At 68.0% G+C, this 21,516-nt stretch carries 22 protein-coding genes and 1 pseudogene; 5 read left to right on the top strand and 18 right to left on the bottom strand.

Annotated features, from left to right (window positions below; genetic code table 11):
- From JHD80_RS04995 to JHD80_RS04970, 6 genes and pseudogenes are all read right to left on the bottom strand, one after another.
- Window positions 1–318: pseudogene (locus tag JHD80_RS04995) on the bottom strand (CtpF protein); the annotation flags it as partial.
- Window positions 318–1,061, bottom strand: a complete 744-nt coding sequence (locus JHD80_RS04990) for a CpaD family pilus assembly protein (protein WP_199085271.1) — start codon at window positions 1,059–1,061, stop codon at window positions 318–320. The pseudogene JHD80_RS04995 and the gene JHD80_RS04990, both read right to left, overlap by 1 nt.
- A gap of 36 nt (window positions 1,062–1,097) precedes the next feature.
- Window positions 1,098–2,546: a type II and III secretion system protein family protein gene (locus JHD80_RS04985; RefSeq protein ID WP_199085270.1), complete on the bottom strand. Its 1,449-nt coding sequence runs from the start codon at window positions 2,544–2,546 to the stop codon at window positions 1,098–1,100.
- Window positions 2,543–3,322 carry a Flp pilus assembly protein CpaB gene (gene cpaB, locus JHD80_RS04980; protein ID WP_199085269.1) on the bottom strand — a complete coding sequence of 260 codons (780 nt, stop codon included), beginning with the start codon at window positions 3,320–3,322 and terminating at the stop codon, window positions 2,543–2,545. Before cpaB ends, JHD80_RS04985 begins: the two co-directional genes overlap by 4 nt.
- A 123-nt stretch (window positions 3,323–3,445) precedes the next feature.
- Window positions 3,446–3,958, bottom strand: coding sequence for an A24 family peptidase (locus tag JHD80_RS04975; RefSeq protein WP_199085268.1), 513 nt, complete (start codon window positions 3,956–3,958; stop codon window positions 3,446–3,448).
- Between the two features lie 146 nt (window positions 3,959–4,104).
- Window positions 4,105–4,272: a Flp family type IVb pilin gene (locus JHD80_RS04970; RefSeq protein WP_199085267.1), complete on the bottom strand. Its 168-nt coding sequence runs from the start codon at window positions 4,270–4,272 to the stop codon at window positions 4,105–4,107.
- Between the two features lie 415 nt (window positions 4,273–4,687).
- On the opposite strand from JHD80_RS04970, the gene JHD80_RS04965 reads away from it, so the two are divergent.
- From JHD80_RS04965 to JHD80_RS04955, 3 genes are all read left to right on the top strand, one after another.
- Entirely contained in the window at window positions 4,688–5,191 is a 504-nt protein-coding gene (locus JHD80_RS04965) for a pilus assembly protein N-terminal domain-containing protein (RefSeq protein WP_199085266.1), read from the top strand.
- A 176-nt stretch (window positions 5,192–5,367) separates the two neighbouring features.
- Window positions 5,368–5,976, top strand: a complete 609-nt coding sequence (locus JHD80_RS04960) for a TadE/TadG family type IV pilus assembly protein (RefSeq protein ID WP_199085265.1) — start codon at window positions 5,368–5,370, stop codon at window positions 5,974–5,976.
- A 73-nt stretch (window positions 5,977–6,049) separates the two neighbouring features.
- A complete protein-coding gene (locus JHD80_RS04955; RefSeq protein WP_199085264.1) occupies window positions 6,050–6,643 on the top strand; it encodes a TadE/TadG family type IV pilus assembly protein in 594 nt (197 codons plus the stop codon).
- Window positions 6,644–6,744: 101 nt separating this feature from the next.
- Here JHD80_RS04955 and JHD80_RS04950 read toward each other — a convergent pair whose 3' ends face one another.
- The 3 genes from JHD80_RS04950 to JHD80_RS04940 form a co-directional block, all read right to left on the bottom strand.
- Window positions 6,745–7,272 carry a TIGR02281 family clan AA aspartic protease gene (locus JHD80_RS04950; RefSeq protein WP_199085263.1) on the bottom strand — a complete coding sequence of 176 codons (528 nt, stop codon included), beginning with the start codon at window positions 7,270–7,272 and terminating at the stop codon, window positions 6,745–6,747.
- 134 nt (window positions 7,273–7,406) lie between these two features.
- A complete protein-coding gene (locus JHD80_RS04945; protein ID WP_199085262.1) occupies window positions 7,407–8,327 on the bottom strand; it encodes a ribokinase in 921 nt (306 codons plus the stop codon).
- Window positions 8,324–9,220: a 2-dehydro-3-deoxygalactonokinase gene (locus JHD80_RS04940; RefSeq protein WP_199085261.1), complete on the bottom strand. Its 897-nt coding sequence runs from the start codon at window positions 9,218–9,220 to the stop codon at window positions 8,324–8,326. The genes JHD80_RS04945 and JHD80_RS04940 overlap by 4 nt, the downstream gene beginning before the upstream one ends.
- A 238-nt stretch (window positions 9,221–9,458) precedes the next feature.
- On the opposite strand from JHD80_RS04940, the gene JHD80_RS04935 reads away from it, so the two are divergent.
- A complete protein-coding gene (locus tag JHD80_RS04935) occupies window positions 9,459–10,343 on the top strand; it encodes an aldose epimerase family protein (RefSeq protein WP_199085260.1) in 885 nt (294 codons plus the stop codon).
- A gap of 81 nt (window positions 10,344–10,424) precedes the next feature.
- Here the strand turns inward: JHD80_RS04935 and JHD80_RS04930 are convergent, their stop codons facing one another.
- The 6 genes from JHD80_RS04930 to trpA all read right to left on the bottom strand — a co-directional run bounded on the left by JHD80_RS04930 (window position 10,425) and on the right by trpA (window position 15,761).
- A complete protein-coding gene (locus JHD80_RS04930; RefSeq protein ID WP_199085259.1) occupies window positions 10,425–11,090 on the bottom strand; it encodes a L,D-transpeptidase in 666 nt (221 codons plus the stop codon).
- Window positions 11,091–11,222: 132 nt separating this feature from the next.
- Window positions 11,223–12,065 carry an aldo/keto reductase gene (locus JHD80_RS04925; RefSeq protein WP_199085258.1) on the bottom strand — a complete coding sequence of 281 codons (843 nt, stop codon included), beginning with the start codon at window positions 12,063–12,065 and terminating at the stop codon, window positions 11,223–11,225.
- Window positions 12,066–12,087: 22 nt separating this feature from the next.
- On the bottom strand, window positions 12,088–12,510 hold the full coding sequence (locus JHD80_RS04920; protein ID WP_199085257.1) for a hypothetical protein: 423 nt from the start codon (window positions 12,508–12,510) through the stop codon (window positions 12,088–12,090).
- A gap of 40 nt (window positions 12,511–12,550) precedes the next feature.
- Entirely contained in the window at window positions 12,551–13,873 is a 1,323-nt protein-coding gene (locus tag JHD80_RS04915) for a bifunctional folylpolyglutamate synthase/dihydrofolate synthase (RefSeq protein ID WP_199085256.1), read from the bottom strand.
- Window positions 13,874–13,911: 38 nt separating this feature from the next.
- Window positions 13,912–14,808 carry an acetyl-CoA carboxylase, carboxyltransferase subunit beta gene (accD, locus tag JHD80_RS04910; RefSeq protein WP_199085255.1) on the bottom strand — a complete coding sequence of 299 codons (897 nt, stop codon included), beginning with the start codon at window positions 14,806–14,808 and terminating at the stop codon, window positions 13,912–13,914.
- Window positions 14,809–14,915: 107 nt separating this feature from the next.
- Entirely contained in the window at window positions 14,916–15,761 is an 846-nt protein-coding gene (gene trpA, locus JHD80_RS04905; RefSeq protein WP_199085254.1) for a tryptophan synthase subunit alpha, read from the bottom strand.
- Between the two features lie 78 nt (window positions 15,762–15,839).
- Between trpA and hrpB the strand changes: the two genes are divergently transcribed.
- On the top strand, window positions 15,840–18,344 hold the full coding sequence (gene hrpB, locus JHD80_RS04900; RefSeq protein ID WP_199085253.1) for an ATP-dependent helicase HrpB: 2,505 nt from the start codon (window positions 15,840–15,842) through the stop codon (window positions 18,342–18,344).
- A 137-nt stretch (window positions 18,345–18,481) separates the two neighbouring features.
- On the opposite strand, the gene JHD80_RS04895 is transcribed toward hrpB, so the two are convergent.
- The 3 genes from JHD80_RS04895 to aroA form a co-directional block, all read right to left on the bottom strand.
- Window positions 18,482–19,288, bottom strand: a complete 807-nt coding sequence (locus tag JHD80_RS04895) for a DUF1194 domain-containing protein (RefSeq protein WP_199085252.1) — start codon at window positions 19,286–19,288, stop codon at window positions 18,482–18,484.
- A gap of 173 nt (window positions 19,289–19,461) precedes the next feature.
- On the bottom strand, window positions 19,462–20,112 hold the full coding sequence (cmk, locus tag JHD80_RS04890) for a (d)CMP kinase (RefSeq protein WP_199085251.1): 651 nt from the start codon (window positions 20,110–20,112) through the stop codon (window positions 19,462–19,464).
- Window positions 20,109–21,452, bottom strand: a complete 1,344-nt coding sequence (gene aroA, locus JHD80_RS04885) for a 3-phosphoshikimate 1-carboxyvinyltransferase (protein WP_199085250.1) — start codon at window positions 21,450–21,452, stop codon at window positions 20,109–20,111. Before aroA ends, cmk begins: the two co-directional genes overlap by 4 nt.
- Window positions 21,453–21,516: the final 64 nt, after the last annotated feature.

Below are 21,516 nucleotides of genomic sequence, written 5' to 3'. Positions count from 1 at the left end.
GACGACCTTCGTGCCGGCATCGCAGCTTTCGGACAGGGCATCGAGATGCGCGACGAGGGTCGCCGGGTCGGCGACCGCCTCGAGCACGATGATGTTGGGCGTCGGCGAGGCGCGGAAGGCCTCGACCGCCGCGGCGGGGCCGCCCATCTGGATGCGGGCATGCGCCTTGTCCATCCGCCGGTCGGCGACGGCGGCCTGCATGGTCGCGGCGACCGCCGGCGTTTCGCAGAAAGCCTGCAGCGTGATGCGCGGCAGGGGAGCGATGATCTCGTCGCTCGGCAATTCGCTGGCGGGGGTGTCTCTGGCGTCGGACTGCATCAGTTGCCCCCGACGGTCGAATTGATCTGCGGCGTCGCCTGCCGGTACTGGGTCGAGGGATCCTTGCCTTCGCGGATTTTGGCGATGGCACCCATGCGCTTGACGATGTCGGGGCGGCCTTCGTCGCGCGACCGGACGAGGTCGATCGGGTCGGCGACCTGGGCGGCCAGCGTCGCCTGCGAGGCGCAGCCGAGGTTCCAGTAGGGGGCATTCGAAGTCGAGTACTTGAAGTCCGAAGAACCGAGATCCGTCGGCCATTGCCCGCAGGCGTGCGGGACGCTTGCCTGGAGCGAGGCGAAGGTCAGGCGGATCGGTGAGGCCAGGCCCGGGTCCTGGACCGGGTAGCTGCGCACGCTGAGGATGCCGGGCGAGACGCCGCCGCGCGACAGGGCCGCACGGATGCCGCTCAGCGTGTCATGCGCGGCGCGCTCGCGGCGGGTGCCGGTCGGGACCTCCGCGACCAGGCCGCCCTTGCCGGTGCGGCGGAACTCGCGAGCGAAGCTGGCGACATCTTCGGCCTGCCGCGCATCGAGCGCGCCCCCGCTGCGCCCGACGAAGACGTCGAGCGAGCGCGGCGCGTCACGCAGCACGATCGGGTGCCGTTCGCGCACGTCGTCCGGCCCGTAGGCGAGGGTGTCGGCCTCGGCCGTGCGCTTGGCGCAGCCGCCGAGCAGGCCGCCCAGCACCAGCACGGCGGCAATCAGGAGCGGTCCTGTCGAGTCGTTCCGGGAGGAAACCGTCATGGTCGGGCCATCCATCATCGTTGTCACCGGGCGCGCTCAGTCGGCGATGAAGCCGACGCGACCCTTGTAGGCCTGGGGAACCGGGCCGCCGCCGCTGCCATAGATCTTGTTGAGGCGCCCGAGCAGGATCGCCTGGGAATCATGCGCCTCGACGAAGCCGTCATCCGGCCGCTGGATCTGGTTCGGCTGCATCGGCTTGGCGATATAGGGCGTGACCATGATCATCAGCTCGGTCTCCTCGCGCTGGTAGTCGCGCGAGCGGAACAAGGTGCCGATGATCGGCAGGTTCATCAGCCCGGGCAGACCGTTGAGCGACTGTTTGGAGACGCGCTGGATCAGGCCAGCCGTCGCCAACGTGCCGCCCGAGGGCAACTCGACCGTGGTGTCTGACTTGCGCACGCGGAATGCGGGGGTGTTCAGCGCTTCCTCGTTGCCGCCGCTCATCCGCAGCTGGTTTTCGAAGTCGAGCTCGGTAACCTCGGTGGCGATGCGCATGCTGATCTTGGTGTCGGACATGACAATCGGCGTGAAGTTGAGGGCGACGCCGATCGGCTTGTATTCGATCTGGATCTGGCAGGTGCGCCGGTTGAAGACGTCGTAGGAGCAGCTCTGCCCCTTCGGCACCGGCACTTCGCCGCCGGCGGTGAATTTGGCGCTTTCGCCGGAGATGGCGGTGACGGTCGGTTCCGCCAGGACGCGCGCCATGCCGGCGCGTTCGAGCGCGCGCAGCGTGAAGTTCTGGGTGTTGCCGATGCCGGCGCCGATCGCGGTCGCGGACAATTGCTGCGGCTGCAGCGGGAACGGGTTGTCGATCGACGGCGTCAGCGAGAACTTGCCGAGTTTCCACTCGCCGGTCGAATTGATGCCGAGCTGCTTGATCGCCTTGCGCGAGATTTCCGAGACAGTGACCTTCACCATTACCTGGTCGCGGTCGCGCAGAGTCAGCGAGTTGATCACGGCGCCGGAGGACCCGGACGAGGCGACGCCGACGAAGGCCTTGGCGATGTCGACGGCCTGCGTCGCCTCCGATGCATTCGGCACCGTTCCGACGAGTAGGATCGAATCCCCCGCGGGCTTGATGTCGATCTGCGAATTCGGCAGTGCCGTGCGCAGCGTCTGTCTGAGCACGTTGAGGTCGCGGCCGACATTGATGTCGAGCGCGGTGATCTGCTGGCCGTCGCCGTCCATCACGAACATCGAGGTCGAGCCGTCGGCGATGCCGATGATGAAGAGCTTGCGCGCGGTGCGGACCACCGCGTTGGCGACCTTCGGATTGGCGACGAAAACCTCTTTGGCGTCGCGCGGCAATTCAACGATGAGCGAGCGGCCGATCGAGAGATCGAGCCTGCGCGAGATCGCGTTCTCGCTCGAGCCGACGTTCAGGACGGGGGCAGGGCCCCTGCCTGCTGTCGTCTGGGCGTCGACGCTGCCGGCGGCCAGGGCGAGCGCGAGGGCCGTGGCGATGCGGAGAGACGATCTGATCATGGCTTCACACTCTTCGAGGTGACGCCGTAGCGCACGAGGGTCATGGAATTGTCGGCCTGGGTTGGCGGCGTCGTTTCGCCGGCATCCTTGAGGCTGCGCAGGGCCAGCGACAGCGTGCCGGTCTTCTGACCCTGGATCAGAAGCTCGACTTGTGCGGGATCGACCTCGAGCGTGGCGGTCTCGCCGACCACGACCTTCTCGCCGTTGCGCTCCTGGACGTTCTGGCCGATCGCCAGGACGCGAAGATTACGCAGGATAACCTCGCTGACATAGGCCTCGCCGCGGCCGCTCGTCGCTTCCCCGCGCCAGGTGGAGACCACGTCGACACGGTCGTTGGGAAGGATGAAACCGCCGGCGGTATTGGCGCCGCGACTATCGGTGCTGATGGCGACGGCCCGCATGCCCGAGGGCAGGACCGCCGAGAGGAAGCCGGTTCCGTCGGTCTTGATCAGCTTCTCGCGGCGGATGGGCTCGGCGCCGAGGACGGCGTAGCGCGCGACCTGGCCGACGATTTCCTTTTCGGCCTCGGGGGTCTCGTCCTTGCGGATGACGCCGGTCGGCACGCTGGCCAGGGGCCAATCGAGCCAGCGCAGGTCGTTGGCGGTCACGGTGTTGCCGAGGGGGATATCGCTCGCCGCGACCAGGACCGGCACGGTCGGGGCGGCTTCGATTTTCGCGACCGGCGCGGGCTCGCTGGGACGCCTCTGCACGAGCAGCATGGCGCCCAGCCCTGCCGCCAGCGCGACCACGAGTATGATGATGCGTGCGGGACTCATCGACGAACGACCCTCAGCCAAGCGTGATTGGCTCTCGTCCCGGATCGTCGTCGGGAAACGTCAACTTATGGTTAATCGGACGTATATTTTTTGAAGACTGCTGACGTTAAGTCCGGCGGACTGTCAGACGCCCAGACCTGCGTGCCAGATCGCGGTCTCGGGAAGGACGAGAAGCGCAGCGAAAGCGAGCGCGATACCATAAGGCACGCCTTCCGTGGGGGCGTGGAGCCGGCGAAGCCAGGACCATTCTTCCATGAAGGCCGGCAGAGGGCGCGTGCGCAAGGTGATGATGGCAATCGTTAGAAGGCCGCCGAGGAGGCCGGCGATCATGAGATACGGCATGAGTTGGTCGAAGCCGAACCACAGCGCCGTTGCCGCGGCGAGCTTGGCGTCGCCGCCTCCGATCCAGCCTGCTGCGAACAGGCCGAAGGCGACCATCAGGACGAGGCCACCGGCCGCGAGATGCCAGCCGATTTCCGCCAGGCCGAGCCCGAGCAGGGCTGCGCAAAGGGCGAAAGAAGCAACGAGAAAGAGGCAAAGCCGGTTCGAGATCGTCATGGAGACGAGATCGCTCGCGGCTGCGTAAGCCATGGCAAACGGAAAAGCACCGAGCAGGACGATCAATTGAAGCGACATGGCACGCTCCGTTACAGGTTCGGGATGTGCTCGCGCAGATCCCTCGAAATCTCGGCTTGAAACGCGGGACGCTCCGGCAAGGCCAGAGCGTCCCGTTTCTCAGTTCCGGCGCGTTGCGTTTCCGTCAGGCGCCGGAAACGATGGGCTCACTTGCCGAGATTGGTGGCAATCGTCTCGAACTTGCCCTTCAGGTTCTCGCCGATCGTCGTCATGGCGGTGATGCAGACAACGGCGATCAGGGCGGCGATCAGGCCGTACTCGATGGCGGTGGCGCCCGACTCGTCCTTGACGAAGCGCTTGAAAACGTTGGTCATGTTGGAACTCCTTTACACCACGGTTTGACGGCTGCCTGTGCTCTGAGGTGGCTTCGGTCAGCGACAGGAGTGACATTAGCGGGCTCATATTGCTGATCGGTTAAGCCGATCGAAGAATTGGCCCGTTTCGCGCGGCGTTATTTCTGTGGTTAACACCCGATTTAGCAGGCATAATTTGAGAGATAACTTGTGAATAAAGCGAGCTCTGTGAGAAATTGTCGGTAAACGGGGCGTTTAATAAGTCGCGCGATGCAAATTTAGTTTGTGAACGCTTGAGCGGGGACGCTCGATTCCGGAAGTCTTCCGTTGCGACATGTTACGGCAGGCGGCCTGAAATCGCTGCTCCCCATCGGCTTAGGGTTTGATTCATCATTTTGGGCTTCACTGGCAGGGTCGCAAAGCTTGAGGCGCCCCCATGTTGATCATCCGTGCTCCCGAAGGGCGCCGTCGGCTCACCTGCTGGGCGGCCGCGACAGTCCTCGCGATCACTGCATGCGGCGGCGCGGCGGCGGCGCCGCAACAGCGCGGGCAGGGCGAGAGCGTGATCGTTGTGGTCGATCACGCGAAGGTCGTGCGCCTGCCCGAGAAGGCTCAGACGGTCATCGTGGGCAATCCTGCCATCGCGGACGTTTCCGTGCAGCGTAACGGCGTCATGATCGTGACCGGCAAGAGCTTCGGCGTGACCAATCTGATCGCGCTGGATGCCAATGGTGCGCTCCTGGCGGAATCGCTGGTGCGGGTCAGCGCTGCCTCCGACGAGGTCCTGACGGTCCAGCGGGGCATGCAGCGCGAAAGCTATGCCTGTAATCCGAACTGCCAGCCTTCGGTGCAGATAGGTGACGCGCAGGACTACTTCGCTGGCGTGGCCGGGCAAACGACGGCCCGCAATGGGCTCGCGACGACCGCGACGCGGAACTAGAACCGGAGCCGTTTCAGGTACGCGCGCGAAGGCGCGACCGCATGAATGCTCGCGGCCGGGCATGGTTAGCGAAAGCTTCATCGTGTTTTCGGCTGCCGGGCAGCGCCCCTAACCGATCCGAAATTCTTTTGCCGTAGGGATGTCTGGCCTGGGCCGCAGCTCGACGAGGCAGAAGCATGTTCGACCGCACGAAAAAAATCTCCGCGCCGGATGGCGGACCGCAGCGCTGCCGCGCCGGCCGGCTGCTTCTGCGGCGCTTTCGCCGCTCTGAAAACGGAGCGACTGTCGTGGAGTTCGCCTTCGTCGCTGTGCCGTTCTTCGCGCTTCTCTTTGCGATCTTCGAGACGGCCTTGATGTTCTGGACCAACGAGGTCCTGGAAGAATCACTGTCGCAGGTCTCCCGCTCGCTCATCACCGGCCAGTCGCGCTACATTTACACGGCCTCGACCGGCGCGGCGAACGCGGCGAAGTTCCGCGACGATATCTGCGCGCGCGCGCCGATGCAGCTGATCGACTGCTCGAAATTGTCCGTCGACATCCGCGTCTACAGCAGCTTTGCCGCTGCCGGATCCGGTAGCTCCGCCAGCAACCCCATCGCGGGGGGCACCCTCGACACGAGCAGTTTCACGTACAATCAGCCGGTGAAGAGCGACATCGTCGTGGTGCGCGCCGTTCTGGACTACAAGCTCTTCCTGACGAGCTGGGCGTCCACTTCGCTGGCCAATATCGGGGCCGGCCGGCGCGGCATCGTCGCCAGCGCGGCCTTCCGGGCCGAGCCGTTCTAGAACATTGGCGATTTTCGGAAGACAGCCGATGCAAGATCAAAGAGCTGGATCGTCGGTGACAGGGATTGTGGAAATGCGGGCACGGACGACCCCACCCATCTGGCGACGGTTCTGCCGCAGCCGGGACGGAGTCGCGCTGGTCGAGTTCGCGATGGCGCTGCCGGTGATGCTCGTCGCCTATCTCGGGACGGTCGAGGTGGCACAGCTCGTCATGATCAGCCGCAAGGTCACCCAGCTCACCTCGGCCCTCACCGATCTCACGGCACGCGTCCAGTCCGTCGCGCCCGCCGATCTGGAGAACATCTTCGATGCCGGGCAGACGATCCTGATGCCCTATGCCCCCGCCAACGCGTCGATGGTCATCACCAGCCTCGTCATCGATTCCACCGGCGTCGCGAAGGTCTGCTGGAGCAACCAGCGCAACGGCACCGCGCTGGCGCGCGGCACGACGGTCACCGTCCCCGACAGCGTCAAGGTCGCCAATACCTCAGTCATCATGGCTCGCGCGAGTTACCGCCATACTCCTGCCATCGGCTATGTCCTGACCGGGCCGTTCACGCTCGGGAACACCCCGATCTACTCGCGCCCGCGAAACGGCTTGGCCGGCGGCACCTTGAACATCGAGCAGGTGAAGCGAACCGATGTCGGCTACTGCCCGACATTCTGATCAGGGCCGCGATACGCAAGGCTGATCGAAGGCTCGGGGCGGATTGATCTCGCCTGGGGCCGGCTTGTCGGAATGCCGATCGTTCCGGAGGAAGTGCTGACTCAGCCGCGCAGCACCATGCGTCCGGTCTGGACCTCGTAGCCCTGCAGCTTGCTGAGGAACGAGTTGCCGAGCAGGCTCATCGAGAGCGCGCCGGCGGGCAGGACGACGGCCTCGACATTGCGGACGATGATCTCGCCGAGCCGGATCTCGCGCAGCGTGGTCTGGAAGCCCATGACCGCTCCATTGGCGGTGCTGAGCATCACCTTGCGTGTCGAGGCATCCCGCTTGATTCCGAGGGCCTGGGCATCGGACGCCGTCAGCGCGACGATGCTGGCACCGGTATCGACCATCATCTTGACGCGATAGTTCTCGACCGTGGGGTGCACGATGTAGTGGCCCCGATAGTCGGCAGCGACGGCGAGCGTCGAAGGGACGCGTGGTCCCGGCGGCTTCTTCTCCGTCGTGGCCACCGCTACGGAAGGCGCTTCGCCCGCCAGGCGCGGGGCCAGGAGCTGCGTATAGGACAGCGTTCCGGCGATCGCGGCTCCGGCCACGCTCAACGCCCAGATCAACGGTTGTGTCGCCACAGCCCCCTCGCGGTCCCTCTGCCGTTGCTGCCACAATGCGCAACGAGCCCTGACGAAGCGTGAAGAGCTTGCGCGCATTTGCGTGCAACCGGTGAGTGCAGCCCGATGCGATCGCGGACAGGCTTAACCCGGACTTACCGGCGCGGCGCCTCCGCAAGCCCCGCTGCCAACGCGGCGATCTCGCGCGCATGGGGGATGCTCGGCTGGGCGCCCCGCCGCGTGCAGGCCAGCGAGCCGGCCGCCAGCCCGTCGCGCAGCGCCGCGGCCATGTCCTTGCCGGCCGCGAGCGCGGCGGCGAAGGCACCGGTGAAGCTGTCCCCGGCCGCGACGGTATCGACGACCGCGACGTCGGGGGCAGGGAGGCGATGGCGGATGCCGTCGATCCAGGCGACCACCCCGGCCCCGCCCAACGTCGCGACCGTGGTGATGCGTCTTTCGCCGTCGAGCCGACACGCGATCGCATCTGGGTCCTGCTCTGGCCATCCCAGCGCCTGCGCCAGGACCATCGCCTCATGCTCGTTGACGATGAGGAGGTCGAGCTGGTCCAGGAGTGCGGGCGAGGGCGCCTCGGCCGGCGCAAGATTGAGGATGACGCGCCCGCCCGCCCGCTTCATCGCGCGGGCGGCTTCGAGGCAGGCGTCCTCCGGCACCTCGCGTTGCAGGAGCAGGATGTCCTCGGCCGCAAGCTCGAGCTGTCGCAAGGCATCCGGCCGCAGGGCGGCATTGGCGCCGGCCGCGACGATGATCTGGTTGGCGCCCTCGCGATCCGTCGCGATGAAGGCGGCACCGGTCGGCTCGTCGACCTGTGCGACATGGTCGAGATCGACGCCCTCAGCGGTGAGGAGCGCCAGCGCGGCATCGGCGAACCTGTCTCGCCCTGTCGCGCCGATCAGCACGACATCCGCGCCGGCACGCCGGGCCGCGAGCGCCTGGTTCGCGCCCTTGCCGCCCGGATGCAGGGCATAGCCCGGTCCGAGCACGGTCTCGCCGGGTCCCGGCAGGCGCTCGACCGGAGTCACCAGATCGATATTGATGGAGCCGAAGACGACGATCATGCCGCAATATCCGCTGCAAGCCGCCGGATGCCGGCGACGAAGGCCGCCTCGGGCGAGATGACCCGGACGGGATGGTTTCGCGCCCGCAGCCCGGCGCCATAGCTCTCGGCGAGCGCGCCGTCGGCGACGAGATGTATCTCCTGGCCCTGGCCGAACAGGGCTTCCGCCCCCGCGATTTCCTGCCCGACCAGCAGCGCCGAGAGATAGGGACCGACCGCCCCGCCTGCCATCCGGCCGGCAAGGACCTCGGTACGGGCCGCGAAGGCGCTGTTGAGCAGTCCGCCGGGCCGCCCGGCGGCTGCCTGGCCGCGCGCGGCACCCTCGATCGCGTCTTCCTCGGAGGGCGCTTCGGCCAGCCGGGCGAGGATCGAATCGTTGCGCAGCAGCCCGTAGACCTCGCCCGTCATGAAGCTGGCGAAGCGGGTGATGCGGCCCTGCTTGATCTCGGCCCATTTCGAATGGGTGCCCGGCAGGCAGGCGATGCCGTCGCTCAGGCCGAGCCCGACGATCAGGGTTTCCTCGCCGCGCATCACGTCGAAGGCGCCGTCGTCGCAGCTCAGGCCCGGCAGGATCGTCGCGGTCGTCCCTGCATCGAGATCGACCTTGATTGCGGCGGCCGCGATCTCGGCCGGCGAGGCCGGGCAGGGCACGTAGCGCGCCTCGATCCAGCCGTTGCGGCTGCCGACCATGCCGGCGAGCACGATCGCGGCATCGGGCGCCGCCTTGCGGAAATCCCCGGCGAGCTCGGCGAAAGCCTCGGGATAGCCGCCTGACGGCACCGACTGGATGCCGCGATCGGCGATGCGCCGTTCCAGCACCGCGCCCGTCTCCGAGATCAGGAAGGCGCGCGCGCGGGTCGTGCCCCAGTCGAGCGCGATCAGAGGTTTGGGCATGGCAGGCTCCGGCAGCAACATCGGACCGAAAAGTGGAATCAACTTTTCGGGAGAATCCGATGCGATAACAGACGTGTAGATCGCTGCGCATCCAATCGGGCGTACAGCGGTCTAGGGCGGGCGACTGTCTCCGCCACTCTCCACGGGGTCAAGAGCGGCCGCCGAGAAGCCTTGTGCATGGCGCGCCTTCCCGGCAACCCTGCGGTCCGGGATCACCCCGACGAATCGGACAAGCCGGATGCTCGAACTGCAAGCGGGCGGCCTCGACGCCGTCATCCATCCCGAGATGGGCGGCATCGTTTCCGCGTTGAGCTGGCGCGGACCGGACGGGCGTCGCCACGACGTGCTCCATCCGCCGGCTGGCCGGCAGCCGGGCACAGCCTCGCCGAACTTCTTCGGGACCTGGGCGATGCTGCCCTTCGCCAACCGCGCCTTCGATTGCGTCGTCGACGATGGCGACGAGCGCTTCCTCGTTCCGCAGAACGATCCGGGCGGCGCCATCCATGGCTTCGGCTGGCAGGCGGCCTGGGATGTGCTGGAGTATGACCGCGGCCATACCGTCCTCGAACACCGCCGGACGACGGGGGAAGACCCCTATCGCTACCGGGCGCGGCAGGAAGTCGTCCTCGACGAAGCCGGTATGACCATCCGCCTGAAAATCACCAACGAGGCGCCGACGGCACTACCGTTCGGCATCGGTCATCATCCCTGGTTTCCCTGTGCCGCCGATACGAGCCTCGTCATGCGCAGCAAAGGGGCGCTGGTCTTCGGCGAGGCCTTCCGCGCCACCGGCCAGCAGGCTTTCGCCGATGGCGGCCCCTATGCCGAGGCGCGCCCTTTTCAAGCGAAAACCGTGACCGCCTGGAGCTTCCTCGGTTGGGACGGCACGGCCCGGATCGAGACGCCCTCGACCGGCCTCGCCGTCACCCTGACCGCGAGCGCCGATCTTGACTGCCCGGTGGTCTGGGCGCCTGCGGGTGCGGATTTCCTCTGCGTCGAGCCGCAGAGCCATGCGATCGGCGCACCGAGCGAGCCCGCGGCGCGGGCCGCTTCGCCGCTCAGGCGCGTCGCGCCGGGCGAGACGCTGGAAGGCTGGCTCAGGATCGCGCCTGAGGCTCTCTAGAGCGTGCTTATTTTAAGCGGAAGCGCTTCGTCATCCCGGGCTTGACCCGGGATCCATCGTAGAGCGCTTAAGCCCTAAGGCTCAGCGCCAGCCGTAGCCGCTGGGATAATAAGGCTGGTAGCCATAGGCATTGGCCGGCAGGGCGGGGCGGAGCAGGATCTGGCCGCGCGCGGCTTCCCAGTCGCCGCCACGACGCTGCTGGGCGACGCTGGTCGCCTGGCTGCGCTGCTTGGCCTTGGCGATCTTCTGCTTGGACGAGCCGGCCTTCGCGAGCTTGGCCTTCGAGGTCGTCGAAGCCTTCGCGAAGCGCGAGAGGTTGTCGGGCGCCGCGCCATGTAGAGCGATCCGGGTCTGGCTGGCGCCGTGCTTCTTCACCAGCGCGAAGAGCTTGGCGGCGTTGGCCGGGTGCAGGCGGATGCAGCCATGCGAGGCCGGACGGCCGAGCGCGCCGACGGCGCCGGTGCCGTGGATGGCATAGCCGCCGCGGAAGAACACGGAATAGGGCATCGCGCCGCCGTATTTGCGAGAGTACCAGTTCTTCTCGAGCCGCGTCGGACGATAGACGCCGTTGGGCGAGCGGAAGCCCTTGCGGCCGGATGAGATCTTCCAGTCGTAGACCTCGCCGTCGGTGGTCGTCACCGACATGCGCTGGGCGGGGATGTCGACCTTGACGTCGACCCCGGCATGGGCGGCGCCGGCAAAGACCGACAGGACGAGGACGGCCAGGAGGCCGAGAACGCGACGCATCACACTCACTCCGAAGAACGCAACTGCTGGATGAGGCGTTGTCGAGCTCTGGTGGCCGCCGCCCTTGACTCTAGGAAAGCGCCGGCCGTGCCGTCTTGTAAAGCCGGAAGGCGGAACGTGGTTTCCGGCCGCTCAGATCATCGGCAGGGAAGCCGGCTTGCGGCCCCGAGGAAAGGCGGCGTCGATCCGGCCGATCTCGGCCTCGGAGAGCGTCAGATTCAGCGCGCCGGCATTGTCCTCGACATGGGTGACTCGGCCAGCCTTCGGGATCGCGAAAACGCTTTCGCTTCGGGTCAGGAAGGCGAGCGCGACCTGCCGGGGTGTTGCGCCATGGCTTGCGGCGATTTCCGTCAGCGCCTTGCCCGACGTGGTGCCGGCGGCCGGGAAATCGTCATGGCCGAAGGGACTGTAGGCAACGGCGGCGACGCCATGGCGTTCGCACCAAGGGATCACCGCATGCTCGATGGCACGTTCGCGCAGATGGTAGAGCACCTGGTTGCAGGCGATCCGGCCCGGCCCCGCAGCGGCGAGCGCCTCGTCCAGATCGTCCTCGTCGAAATTGCTGACGCCCCAGGACAGGATTTTGCCTTCCTGCTTCAGCGCCTCGAAACCGGCGAAGGTTTCCGCAAGGGGGTGCGGGCCGCGCCAGTGCAGCAGGTAGCAATCGAGCCGGTCGGTCTTCAGATGTCGCAGTGATCGCTCGCAAGCGGCGCGCACGCCCTGCCGCGAAGCGTTATGCGGCAGCACCTTCGAGACCAGGAAGACCGCGTCGCGCCGGCCTTCGATGGCCTCGCCGATCAAAGCCTCGGAGCGGCCATCGCCATACATCTCGGCGGTGTCGATATGCGTCAGCCCGAGATCGAGCCCGCGCCGGAAGGCGGCGATCGCCTCGCGCCGGTCGCCCTGCTCGCTATACCAACTGCCTTGGCCGATCGACGAGACGAGCGCACCCGAGGCTCCGAAGCTGCGTTGCATGACGTTCTCCCGATGCCGCGCCTCAATCGACCATGACGTCGAACCGCTCCTGGCGGATTTCACCGTCCTTGTAGCGGATGCGGGCGCGGAAACTGTCCGGCCCGCGATAGCCGGCCCGTGACGTGTATTCGAAGGCAAGCGAAGGGCCGACCTTGCCGTCGCAATGCCGCATGGGTCCGGGCTCGTACTCAGCCTTGGCATTGCGGGTCGCCAACCGGACCTTCCCATGCCGGGGTGGTTCCGTCAGGACGCCGCTGGGGCGGCGGATCGGCCGGCAGCGCTCGTCCATCGTCATGAAGGTCTGCTGCAGGAAGGTCGGCTTGCCGGATGCGACCCGCTCCGTGCCTGCGGCGTTCCGCGGCGTCGTCCCCTCGGTCGTGGCGCAGCCGCCGAGCAGGCCGCAAAGCAGCGTGGCGGCGATGACGGTCAGTCCGGGAACGGGCATGGCTTTCCCCGAGATAGGCATGTCGAAATGCGCAAAAGGCTTAGGTCGGCGGCGTGCCGTTGTCGGAGAGCACTTCGCCCGCGAGATAGAGCGAGCCGCAGATCAGGATGCGCGGCGGCGCCGGCCAGTCGCGCGCCGCGATCGTCCGTAGCGCCTGCTCCACCGAGCTGGAGACTTCGGCGACGAGACCGGCATTGCGGGCGGCCTCCGCGACCTCCTCGGCCGGGCGCGCGGCCAGCGAATTATGGATCGGAACGGCATAGAGCCCTTGCGCCAGCCCCTTGAAATGCCCGAGCGTCGCGGCGGCGTCCTTGGTCGAGAGCAGGCCGGCGATCATCACGAGCGGCGCCGGGTTGCGATCGGCGAGATCGGCCATGGCCTGGGCGAGCACGCGCCCGCCATCGGGGTTATGGCCGCCATCGAGCCAGAGCTCGGCGCGCTCCGGCACGATCTCGGCCAGCGCTCCGCGCGAGAGGCGCTGCAACCGCGCCGGCCAGTCGGCGTTGCGCATCCCGTCTTCGAAGGCTTGCGCCGGCAGGGCGCCGTAGCCGGCCGCCCGCAGCGCGGCGATCGCGGTGCCGGCATTGATATGCTGGTGCCGGCCGGACAAGCGCGGCAGCGGCAGGTCGAGCAGCCCGTCCTGGTCCTCGTAGACCAGCCGCCCGCCGGCCTCGTGGACGTTGAAATCCTGCGCGCCGATCAGGATCTTCGAAGCTCCCGCGCGTTCGGCCGCGGCTTCCAGCACAGCGGTCGGCTCCGGTTCCTGCGGGGCGATCACGGCCGGCGCGCCGCGCTTGAAGATGCCGGCCTTCTCGCCGGCGATCTTGGTGACGGTATCGCCGAGATATTCGGAATGGTCGAGCGAGACGGGCGTCACCACCGTGCAGGCCGGGTGAGCGATGACATTGGTCGCGTCGAAGCGCCCGCCGAGCCCGACCTCCAGCAACAGCACATCGGCCGGATGCTCGGAGAAGAGCAGCAGCCCCGCCGCCGTCGTCATCTCGAAGAAGGTGATGGGATCGCCGGCATTGATCGCCTCGCAGCGCTCCAGCGCCTCGACCAGCTTGTCCTCGGCGACGAAGCGGCCCCCACCGGGCGCGCCCAGCCGGATGCGCTCATGGAAGCGCACCAGATGCGGCGAGATATAGACATGGACGGAGAGGCCGGCGGCTTCGAGGATCGCCCGCATGAAGGCGATGGTCGAGCCCTTGCCGTTGGTGCCGGCGACATGGATCACCGGCGGCAGCTTCTTCTGGGGGTCGCCGAGCTTTTCGAGCAGGGTGAGGATGCGGCCGAGCGAGAGGTCGATCAGCTTGGGATGCAACGCCATGAAGCGCGCAAGCAATGCGTCGGAAGACCCCATGGCGTGACGGCCCCCAGCCGTGAACTCTTTCGGACCGCTCAGACGGCCTCGGTCACCGGACGCGCGGGCGCAGCCTCTTCCTTCACGGCCGGCTGCTTGGTCAGCAGGCGGCCGAGCCGGGCGAGCGTCTCCGGCAGGTCGCGGCGATGCACGACCATGTCGACCATGCCGTGATCCTTCAGGTACTCGGAGCGCTGGAAGCCGTCCGGCAGCTTCTCGCGGATCGTCTGCTCGATCACGCGCGGGCCGGCGAAGCCGATCAGCGCGCCGGGCTCGGCGATATGGACATCGCCCAGCATCGCATAGGAAGCCGTGACGCCGCCGGTGGTCGGATTGGTCAGCACCACGAAATAGGGCAGGCCCGCCGCGCGCAGGCGCCGCACCGCGACCGTCGTGCGGGGCAACTGCATCAGCGAGAGGATGCCTTCCTGCATGCGCGCGCCGCCCGATGCCGCGAAGACGACATAGGGCGTCTTCTTGTCGAATGCGGTCTCGGCGCCCTTCACGAAGGCCTCGCCCGCGGCCATGCCGAGCGAGCCGCCCATGAAGTGGAAATCCTGCACGGCCAGCGTCATCGGCAGGCCCTTGACCCGACCATAGCCGATCTTGAAGGCGTCCTGCATGCCGGTCTTGGCGCGGGCATCCTTCAGCCGGTCGACATAGCGCTTCTCGTCGCGGAACTTCAGCGGGTCGATCGCGACCTCCGGCAGGGCGACATCGAGCCACTTGCCGTCGTCGAAAGTCAGCCGCAGCCGCTCCGGCGCGGTGACGCGCATATGGTGCTCGGAGCCGGGGATGACGTAGCCATTGGCTTCGACGTCCTTGTGGAACACCATCTGCCCGGAATCGGGGCACTTGATCCAGAGGTTCTCGGGGCTCTCGCGCTTGAACAGCGTCTTGATGCGCGGCCGGACGACTTCGGAAATCCAGTTCATCGGATGAATCCCTGATGGGCTTGTCGGCGACTGCGCGCCGTCACGCCGAAAATGGGGTCGTGCCTGCCGGCGGGCAAGCGGCGCGACCATGGAACGAAACCTTGGGCTCAGGCCGCCTTGGCGACGGAGCGGATGCCCTGGGCGAGCTCGCTGACCAGCGAGGTGACAGCCGAAACCGTCTTTTCCGTGGCCTTGCCCTGGTCATCGAGCGAGAGGCGGACGCGCTCGACCAGGGCCGAGCCGACGACGACGCCATCCGCGCGCTTGGCGATGGTGGCCGCATCCTCGGCGGTCTTGACGCCGAAGCCGACCGCGACGGGCAGGTCGGTATGGCGCTTGATCCGGGCGACGGCATCGCCGACCGCGCCGTAATCGGCGATGGCGCCGCCGGTCACGCCGGTGACCGAGACGTAATAGACGAAGCCGGAGGTGTTCTGCAGCACCTTGGGCAGGCGCTTGTCGTCGGTCGTCGGCGTCGCCAGACGGATGAACGACACGCCGGCCTTCAGCGCCGGCAGGCAGAGCTCCTCGTCCTCTTCCGGCGGCAGGTCGACGACGATGAGGCCGTCGATGCCGACGCGGCGGGCATCCGCCAGGAAGGCGTCGACGCCATAGGCCCAGATCGGGTTGTAATAGCCCATCAGCACGATCGGTGTGTCATGGCCGGCCTTGCGGAAGCTTTCGACCATGGCGAGCGTCTTGCGCAGCGTCTGGCCGGCCTTGAGCGCGCGCTGGCCGGCGAGCTGGACCGGCACGCCGTCCGCCATCGGGTCGGTGAAGGGCACGCCGAGCTCGATCACGTCAGCGCCGGCTCCGGGCAGGGCCGCGAGGATCGCGCTGGAGGTCTCGAAATCGGGATCGCCGGCGGTGACGAAGGTCACGAGCGCCGCCCGGCCCTCGCGGGCGCAGGCCTGGAAGCGGTTCTGGATGCGGGTCTGGCCGGTCTCAGTCATGCCGCAGCGGTTAGCATGGGACGGGCCGGCTGGCGAGTGGCTTGCGTGCGGCACGCACCTGCGCCACATCGGCCGGGCATGCGCGCCTTCGACACCGCCCTTCCGATCGACGCCGTTCTCGGCGACCTCGCCGCCGCTTTGAGGGCGCGGCCGAATGCCGTTCTGGTCGCCCCGCCCGGCGCCGGCAAGACCACGCGCGTGCCGCTCGCCCTCCTCGACGAGCCCTGGACCAAAGGCGGCAAGCTGATCGTGCTCGAACCGAGGCGCCTGGCAGCTCGGGGCGCGGCGAACCGGATGGCGCAGACCCTGGGCGAGCGCGTTGGCGAGACGGTAGGCTTGCGCGTGCGGCTCGGCTCGAAGATCGGCTCGAAGACGCGCATCGAGGTCGTCACCGAAGGCGTCTTCGCCCGGATGATCCTCGACGATCCCGCGCTGGACGGCGTCGCCGCCGTGCTCTTCGACGAATTTCACGAGCGCTCGCTCGATGCCGATTTCGGCCTCGCCCTGGCGCTCGATGCGCAAGGCGGCCTGCGCGAGGACCTGCGCATCCTCGTGATGTCGGCTACTTTGGATGGCGCCCGCGTCGCGAAATTGCTGGGCGATGCCCCGGTGATCGAGAGCGAGGGCCGCGCCTATCCGATCGAGACGCGCTATCGCAGCCGCGACCCGCTGAAGCGCATCGAGGATCAGGTCACCGACACGATCCTGCTGGCGCTGAACGAACAGCCAGGCTCGCAGCTTGTCTTCCTGCCCGGCCAGGGCGAGATCCGCCGTGTCGAGGAGCGCCTGCGCGAGAGATTGCGCGATCCCGCCGTCGAGATCGCCCCGCTCTATGGCGCGCTCGACCAGCGCGAGCAGGACCGCGCCGTGCTGCCGGCGCCCGCGGCTAAGCGCAAGATCGTGCTCGCGACCGCCATCGCCGAGACCTCGCTGACCATTGAGGGCGTCCGTGTCGTCATCGATTCCGGCCTCGCACGCGTGCCCGTCTACGAGCCCGATATCGGCGTGACCCGTCTGGAGACCCGCCGCGTCAGCCGCGCCGCCGCCGACCAGCGCCGGGGCCGCGCCGGCCGCACCGAGCCGGGCGTGTGCTATCGGCTCTGGGAGGAGGCCGCGACCGGCGCGCTCGAAGCCTTCGCCCGCCCGGAAATTCTCTCGGCGGATCTCAGCCCGCTCCTGCTCGATTGCGCCGCATGGGGCCTCAGCGATCCCACCACGCTGGCCTTCCTCGATCCGCCGCCTGCGCCGGCCCTCAAGGAAGCGCGTAGCCTTCTGGAAGCCGTCGGCGCGCTCGATGCCGATGGCCGCATCACGCCGGAAGGGCGCGCCCTGCAGGCGCTGCCGCTGCCGCCGCGCCTCGCCCGCATGGTCGTGGCGTCCGCGCGCTTTGGGCGAGCGGACGTTGCTGCCGATCTCGCTGCCGTGCTGGTCGAGCGGGGGCTCGGCGGCGATGCCATCGATCTCGCCGAGCGCCTGGATCGCTTCGACCGCGAGCGCGGCGGCCGGGCCGGCGACATGCGCCGCCTCGCGGAAGGCTGGGCACGAACCGCCGAGCGCAGCATCGGCAAGGATCAGGTTGGTACCGGCGAGGTCCTTTCGCCCGGCCTTCTGCTCGCTTTCGCCTATCCCGACCGGGTCGCCAAGGCGCGTGCGCCGGGCTCCGGTCAGTACCTCCTTGCCAATGGCCGCGGCGGGGCATTGGAGGCGTCACAGCGTCTGGCGCGCGAGCTCTATATCGTCGTCGCGGAAATGACCGGCGCGGCCCAGCAGGCCCGCATCATGGCCGCCGCCGCGATCAGCGAAGCCGAGATTGCGACGCTCGTCTCCCATGGCCTCGCGCCCTTCGCCATCGCGGAGCGCGAGGAAGCGAGCTTCGACCGCACGGCGCGCGCCCTGCGCGTCCGGGCCGTGCGCCGCTATGGAGCTCTCTCGCTATCGGAACGGCCGCTCTCCGTCGCGGATACATCCGAAAACGCCGAAGCACTGGCGAAGGGCATCGCATCGCTCGGCATTGGACTGCTGCCCTGGACCAAGGGGCAGAACCAGTTGCGCGAGCGCGCTGCCTTCCTGCGCAAGGCCGAGCCGGAAGCCGGCTGGCCCGATCTCTCGGATGAAGGGCTGGCGCAAGAGCCGGAGCTCTGGCTGGCGCCGCATCTCCTCGGCCGTTCTTCGCTCGCTGCGATCCAGCCTTCCGACCTCGATTCGGCGCTGGCGAGCCTGCTGCCCTGGGAGCTGAAGCGCAGGCTCGATCAGGAAGCGCCGACCCATTTCACCGCTCCGACCGGCTCCTCGCTCGCCGTCGACTACGCCGCCGAGGCCGGCCCGACCATCTCCGTGCGCGTACAGGAGCTTTACGGCCTCGCGACGCATCCCGCCTTGGCCAGCGGGCGCGTGCCGCTGGTGCTGGAACTGCTGTCGCCGGCGCATCGCCCGATCCAGGTCACGCGCGACCTGCCGGGCTTCTGGCGCGGCTCTTGGGCCGCGGTGAAATCCGAGATGAAGGGCCGCTATCCCCGCCATCCCTGGCCGGACGATCCCGCCGCGGCGCTGCCGACGACGCGGGCGAAGCCACGCGGGACGTGAGACTTGGCGTCATTCTCGGGCGGAGCGAAGCGCAGACCCGAGAAGCCCAGGCCGGAAGACGCTCCGGAGCCCCCTGGTCATGAGATGCCCGGGTCAAGCCCGGGCATGACCGCTGGATTCCGATGCGGCTGCCGCCCTCAATTCCCCATCCGGTCGCGCCATTGCCGTTCGCCGGCGAGGCAGGTGGCGTTGCTGCCGGCCTGCGCCTTGTGGACGGTGGCATCGGCCGGCGCCTCGGCGATCTCGCGCAGCAGCTTCGATTTCGTCGCCTCGACGAACTGGTGCTTCTCGCGGATCGGGATGACGAAGGCGCCGATCCCGGTGATGACGCAGTCGCTGTAATAGGTGTCGAGATTGTCGATGTCGAAATAGCCGGCCTGTTTCAGCATCACCGGCAGGCCGTTGATGGCGATGCCCTTTGCGCCAGCCTCGTCACGGGCGGCGGTGACCGGGCGCCCGTCATTATTGGCGCCGTCCCCGGAGATATCGATGACGCGGCGCATCGCCGTGACATTCGATTGCTCGAGCAATTGCACGCCGAGATCGATCGCGGCCGAGATCGAGGTGCGCCGGCCGCGCCGTGTCGGCGCCTCGCCCAGCTCTTCGGCGAAGGCGATCGCGGCAGCGGGGCCATCGATCACCTTCCAGGGCCGGACGATATGCTGGAAGCCGCTGCCGGCCCATTCGAAATAGGTCACGGCGATCTTGCCGATCGCGCCCTTGTTGATCGCGTCATGCAACTGCTTCGAGCGGAAGGCCTCGATATAGCCGTTGCGCTGCAGGGCGAGCTCGTCGAGATCCATCGAATAGGAGATGTCGACCGCCAGCACGAGCGCGACATCGACCTCCTCGGGCGGCGCTCCCGCCGTCTGGGCTCGTGGCAGGGCGGGCTGCCAGAGCGCCGCCGCTGCCAGACATGAGAGACCGTACAGCCAGCGCCGCATCGCCACCTCCGTCGCCTAATCGCGAAGGGAAGTGTGCGCTTTGCCGGAATGCGCGCCAAGCCGGAAAATCCGGCTGAGACCGCCTGTTTCGATAGCAAATTCGCGAGCGGGGGCTCAAAGCATTTTCAAGCGAAGTGGATACCGGTTCGCGTGAAGAAAATGCGATAAAAAGGCTAGGCTGCGCGGCGGCCCTCCACGATGCCGATCGCGGCGGCAGCGGCCTCCTCGACGGTCAATGCCGAGGTGTCGAGCAAGACCGCATCGTCCGCCGCCCTGAGCGGCGCGTCGCTGCGGCCGGAATCGCGGGCGTCGCGCCGGCGGATATCGGCGAGGATGCCGTCGAGCGTGACGGCCTCCCCGCGCCCCACCAGTTCCTTGTGCCGGCGTGCGGCGCGCACCTCCGGCGTCGCGGTGACGAAGAGCTTGGCCGGCGCATCCGGGCAGATCACCGTTCCGATATCGCGCCCGTCGAGCACGGCCCCGTCGGGTTGCGCCGCGAAGCGCCGCTGCCGGGTCAGCAGTCCCGCGCGCACGGCCGGCATGGCCGCGACCACGGAAGCCGCTTCACCGATCTCGCGGCCACGCAGGCGCTCCTCGGGAAAGCCGGTCTCGTCGAAGCTGTTCACGACGGCCTCGGCCGCGACGACATCGTGGATATCGTGGCCGGCATCGAGCATGGCGCGCGCCACCATCCGGTAGAGCAGGCCGGTATCGAGATAGGGCAGGCCGTAATGCGCCGCGAGCCGGCGCGCGAGCGTGCCCTTGCCTGAGGCTGCCGGTCCGTCGACGGCGATGACGAGGCGGCCGGGTCGGTCTTTGCTCATCCGATCTGGCCTCCGAGCCCATTCATCAAGGCGACGAAGCTGGGAAAGCTCGTCGCGATCATGGCGCCGTCATCGACCACGACCGCCTGCTGCGTCGCCAGCCCCATGACGAGGAAGCTCATCGCGATGCGGTGGTCGAGATGGGTCGCGATCGGCCCGCCGCCGTGCACCGGCCCGCCACCCGAGCCCTCGACGATCAAGTCGTCACCCTCGATCCGGCAGGTGACGCCGGCCGCCTTCAGCCCCGCCTCGACGGCCGCGAGACGATCGGATTCCTTGACGCGCAATTCCTGCAGGCCCTGCATCCGCGTGGTGCCGTGTGCGAAGGATGCCGCTACGGCCAGCACCGGATATTCGTCGATCATCGCCGGCGCCCGCTCCGGCGGCACCGTCACGCCCGTGAGGCCGGAGGCCCGCACGCGCAGGTCGCAGACCGTCTCGCCGCCCTCGTTGGCCTCGCGCTCGACGGTGATGTCGGCGCCCATCTCGCGCAGCGTGGTCAGCAGTCCCGAGCGCAGCGGATTGGTCATCACGCTCTCGATCAGGATGTCCGAGCCCGGCACGATCAGCCCTGCCACCAGCGGAAAGGCGGCCGAGGACGGGTCCGCCGGCACGGCGATCGGGGCCGCCGTCAGCTCCGGCTGGCCCTTCAGCACGATGCGCCGGCCATGTTCGCCCTCCGGCGTCACCGTGATTTCGGCGCCGAAATGCGCCAGCATCTTCTCGGTATGGTCCCGGGTCGCTTCCGCCTCGATCACCGTGGTCTCGCCGGGCGCCGCGAGCGCGGCCAGCAGCACGGCCGACTTGATCTGCGCCGATGCGACCGGCGGGCGGTAGGTGATCGGGATCGCCTCCTTCGGGCCGCGCAGGGTCAAGGGCACGCGTCCGCCTTCCTGCTGCGAGACGACGGTGGTGCCCATCTGCTCCAGCGGGTCGAGGATGCGGCGCATCGGCCGCTTGCGCAGGGAGGCGTCGCCGTCGAAGGTCGTGGTGATCGGGTGTGAGCCGCAGACGCCCATCATCAGGCGCGAGCCGGTGCCGGCATTGCCGAAATCGAGCACATCGGCCGGCTCGCGCAAGCCCTCGACGCCGACGCCCTGCACGCGCCAGGCGCCCGGCCCGTCATGATGGACGATGGCGCCGAGCGCGCCCGCCGCGGCGGCGGTGCGCATCACGTCCTCGCCTTCGAGCAGCCCGGTGACCCTGGTCTCGCCGATCGCGAGGAGCCCGAAGATCATCGCCCGGTGCGAGATTGACTTGTCGCCGGGCACGCGGACGCGGCCCTTGAGCGGCCCCCCGGCGCGGGCAGTGACGGGGACGGGTTCATGGTCGTGGGACAAGGGGAAAGCGGTCTCTGCGGGCTGGCCGAAGGGGATGCGATCAAGGCCGTAGCATGGTCGCGCG

Origin of the sequence: Allobosea sp. ASV33, from assembly GCF_016428755.1 — a bacterium.
Lineage (GTDB): Bacteria > Pseudomonadota > Alphaproteobacteria > Rhizobiales > Beijerinckiaceae > Allobosea.
Note: the sequence above shows the minus strand (reverse complement) of the source record. Positions and strands in the feature narration are given on the sequence as shown.

Excerpts from the sequence above, each read along its gene's own strand:
- JHD80_RS04990 (WP_199085271.1), bottom strand. The coding sequence starts at position 1,061 with ATGACGGTTTCCTCCCGGAACGACTCGACAGGACCGCTCCTGATTGCC.
- JHD80_RS04985 (WP_199085270.1), bottom strand. The coding sequence starts at position 2,546 with ATGATCAGATCGTCTCTCCGCATCGCCACGGCCCTCGCGCTCGCCCTG.
- cpaB (WP_199085269.1), bottom strand. The coding sequence starts at position 3,322 with ATGAGTCCCGCACGCATCATCATACTCGTGGTCGCGCTGGCGGCAGGG.
- JHD80_RS04975 (WP_199085268.1), bottom strand. The coding sequence starts at position 3,958 with ATGTCGCTTCAATTGATCGTCCTGCTCGGTGCTTTTCCGTTTGCCATG.
- JHD80_RS04970 (WP_199085267.1), bottom strand. The coding sequence starts at position 4,272 with ATGACCAACGTTTTCAAGCGCTTCGTCAAGGACGAGTCGGGCGCCACC.
- JHD80_RS04965 (WP_199085266.1), top strand. The coding sequence starts at position 4,688 with ATGTTGATCATCCGTGCTCCCGAAGGGCGCCGTCGGCTCACCTGCTGG.
- JHD80_RS04960 (WP_199085265.1), top strand. The coding sequence starts at position 5,368 with ATGTTCGACCGCACGAAAAAAATCTCCGCGCCGGATGGCGGACCGCAG.
- JHD80_RS04955 (WP_199085264.1), top strand. The coding sequence starts at position 6,050 with ATGCGGGCACGGACGACCCCACCCATCTGGCGACGGTTCTGCCGCAGC.
- JHD80_RS04945 (WP_199085262.1), bottom strand. The coding sequence starts at position 8,327 with ATGATCGTCGTCTTCGGCTCCATCAATATCGATCTGGTGACTCCGGTC.
- JHD80_RS04940 (WP_199085261.1), bottom strand. The coding sequence starts at position 9,220 with ATGCCCAAACCTCTGATCGCGCTCGACTGGGGCACGACCCGCGCGCGC.
- JHD80_RS04935 (WP_199085260.1), top strand. The coding sequence starts at position 9,459 with ATGCTCGAACTGCAAGCGGGCGGCCTCGACGCCGTCATCCATCCCGAG.
- JHD80_RS04930 (WP_199085259.1), bottom strand. The coding sequence starts at position 11,090 with ATGCGTCGCGTTCTCGGCCTCCTGGCCGTCCTCGTCCTGTCGGTCTTT.
- JHD80_RS04925 (WP_199085258.1), bottom strand. The coding sequence starts at position 12,065 with ATGCAACGCAGCTTCGGAGCCTCGGGTGCGCTCGTCTCGTCGATCGGC.
- JHD80_RS04920 (WP_199085257.1), bottom strand. The coding sequence starts at position 12,510 with ATGCCCGTTCCCGGACTGACCGTCATCGCCGCCACGCTGCTTTGCGGC.
- JHD80_RS04915 (WP_199085256.1), bottom strand. The coding sequence starts at position 13,873 with ATGGGGTCTTCCGACGCATTGCTTGCGCGCTTCATGGCGTTGCATCCC.
- accD (WP_199085255.1), bottom strand. The coding sequence starts at position 14,808 with ATGAACTGGATTTCCGAAGTCGTCCGGCCGCGCATCAAGACGCTGTTC.
- trpA (WP_199085254.1), bottom strand. The coding sequence starts at position 15,761 with ATGACTGAGACCGGCCAGACCCGCATCCAGAACCGCTTCCAGGCCTGC.
- hrpB (WP_199085253.1), top strand. The coding sequence starts at position 15,840 with ATGCGCGCCTTCGACACCGCCCTTCCGATCGACGCCGTTCTCGGCGAC.
- JHD80_RS04895 (WP_199085252.1), bottom strand. The coding sequence starts at position 19,288 with ATGCGGCGCTGGCTGTACGGTCTCTCATGTCTGGCAGCGGCGGCGCTC.
- cmk (WP_199085251.1), bottom strand. The coding sequence starts at position 20,112 with ATGAGCAAAGACCGACCCGGCCGCCTCGTCATCGCCGTCGACGGACCG.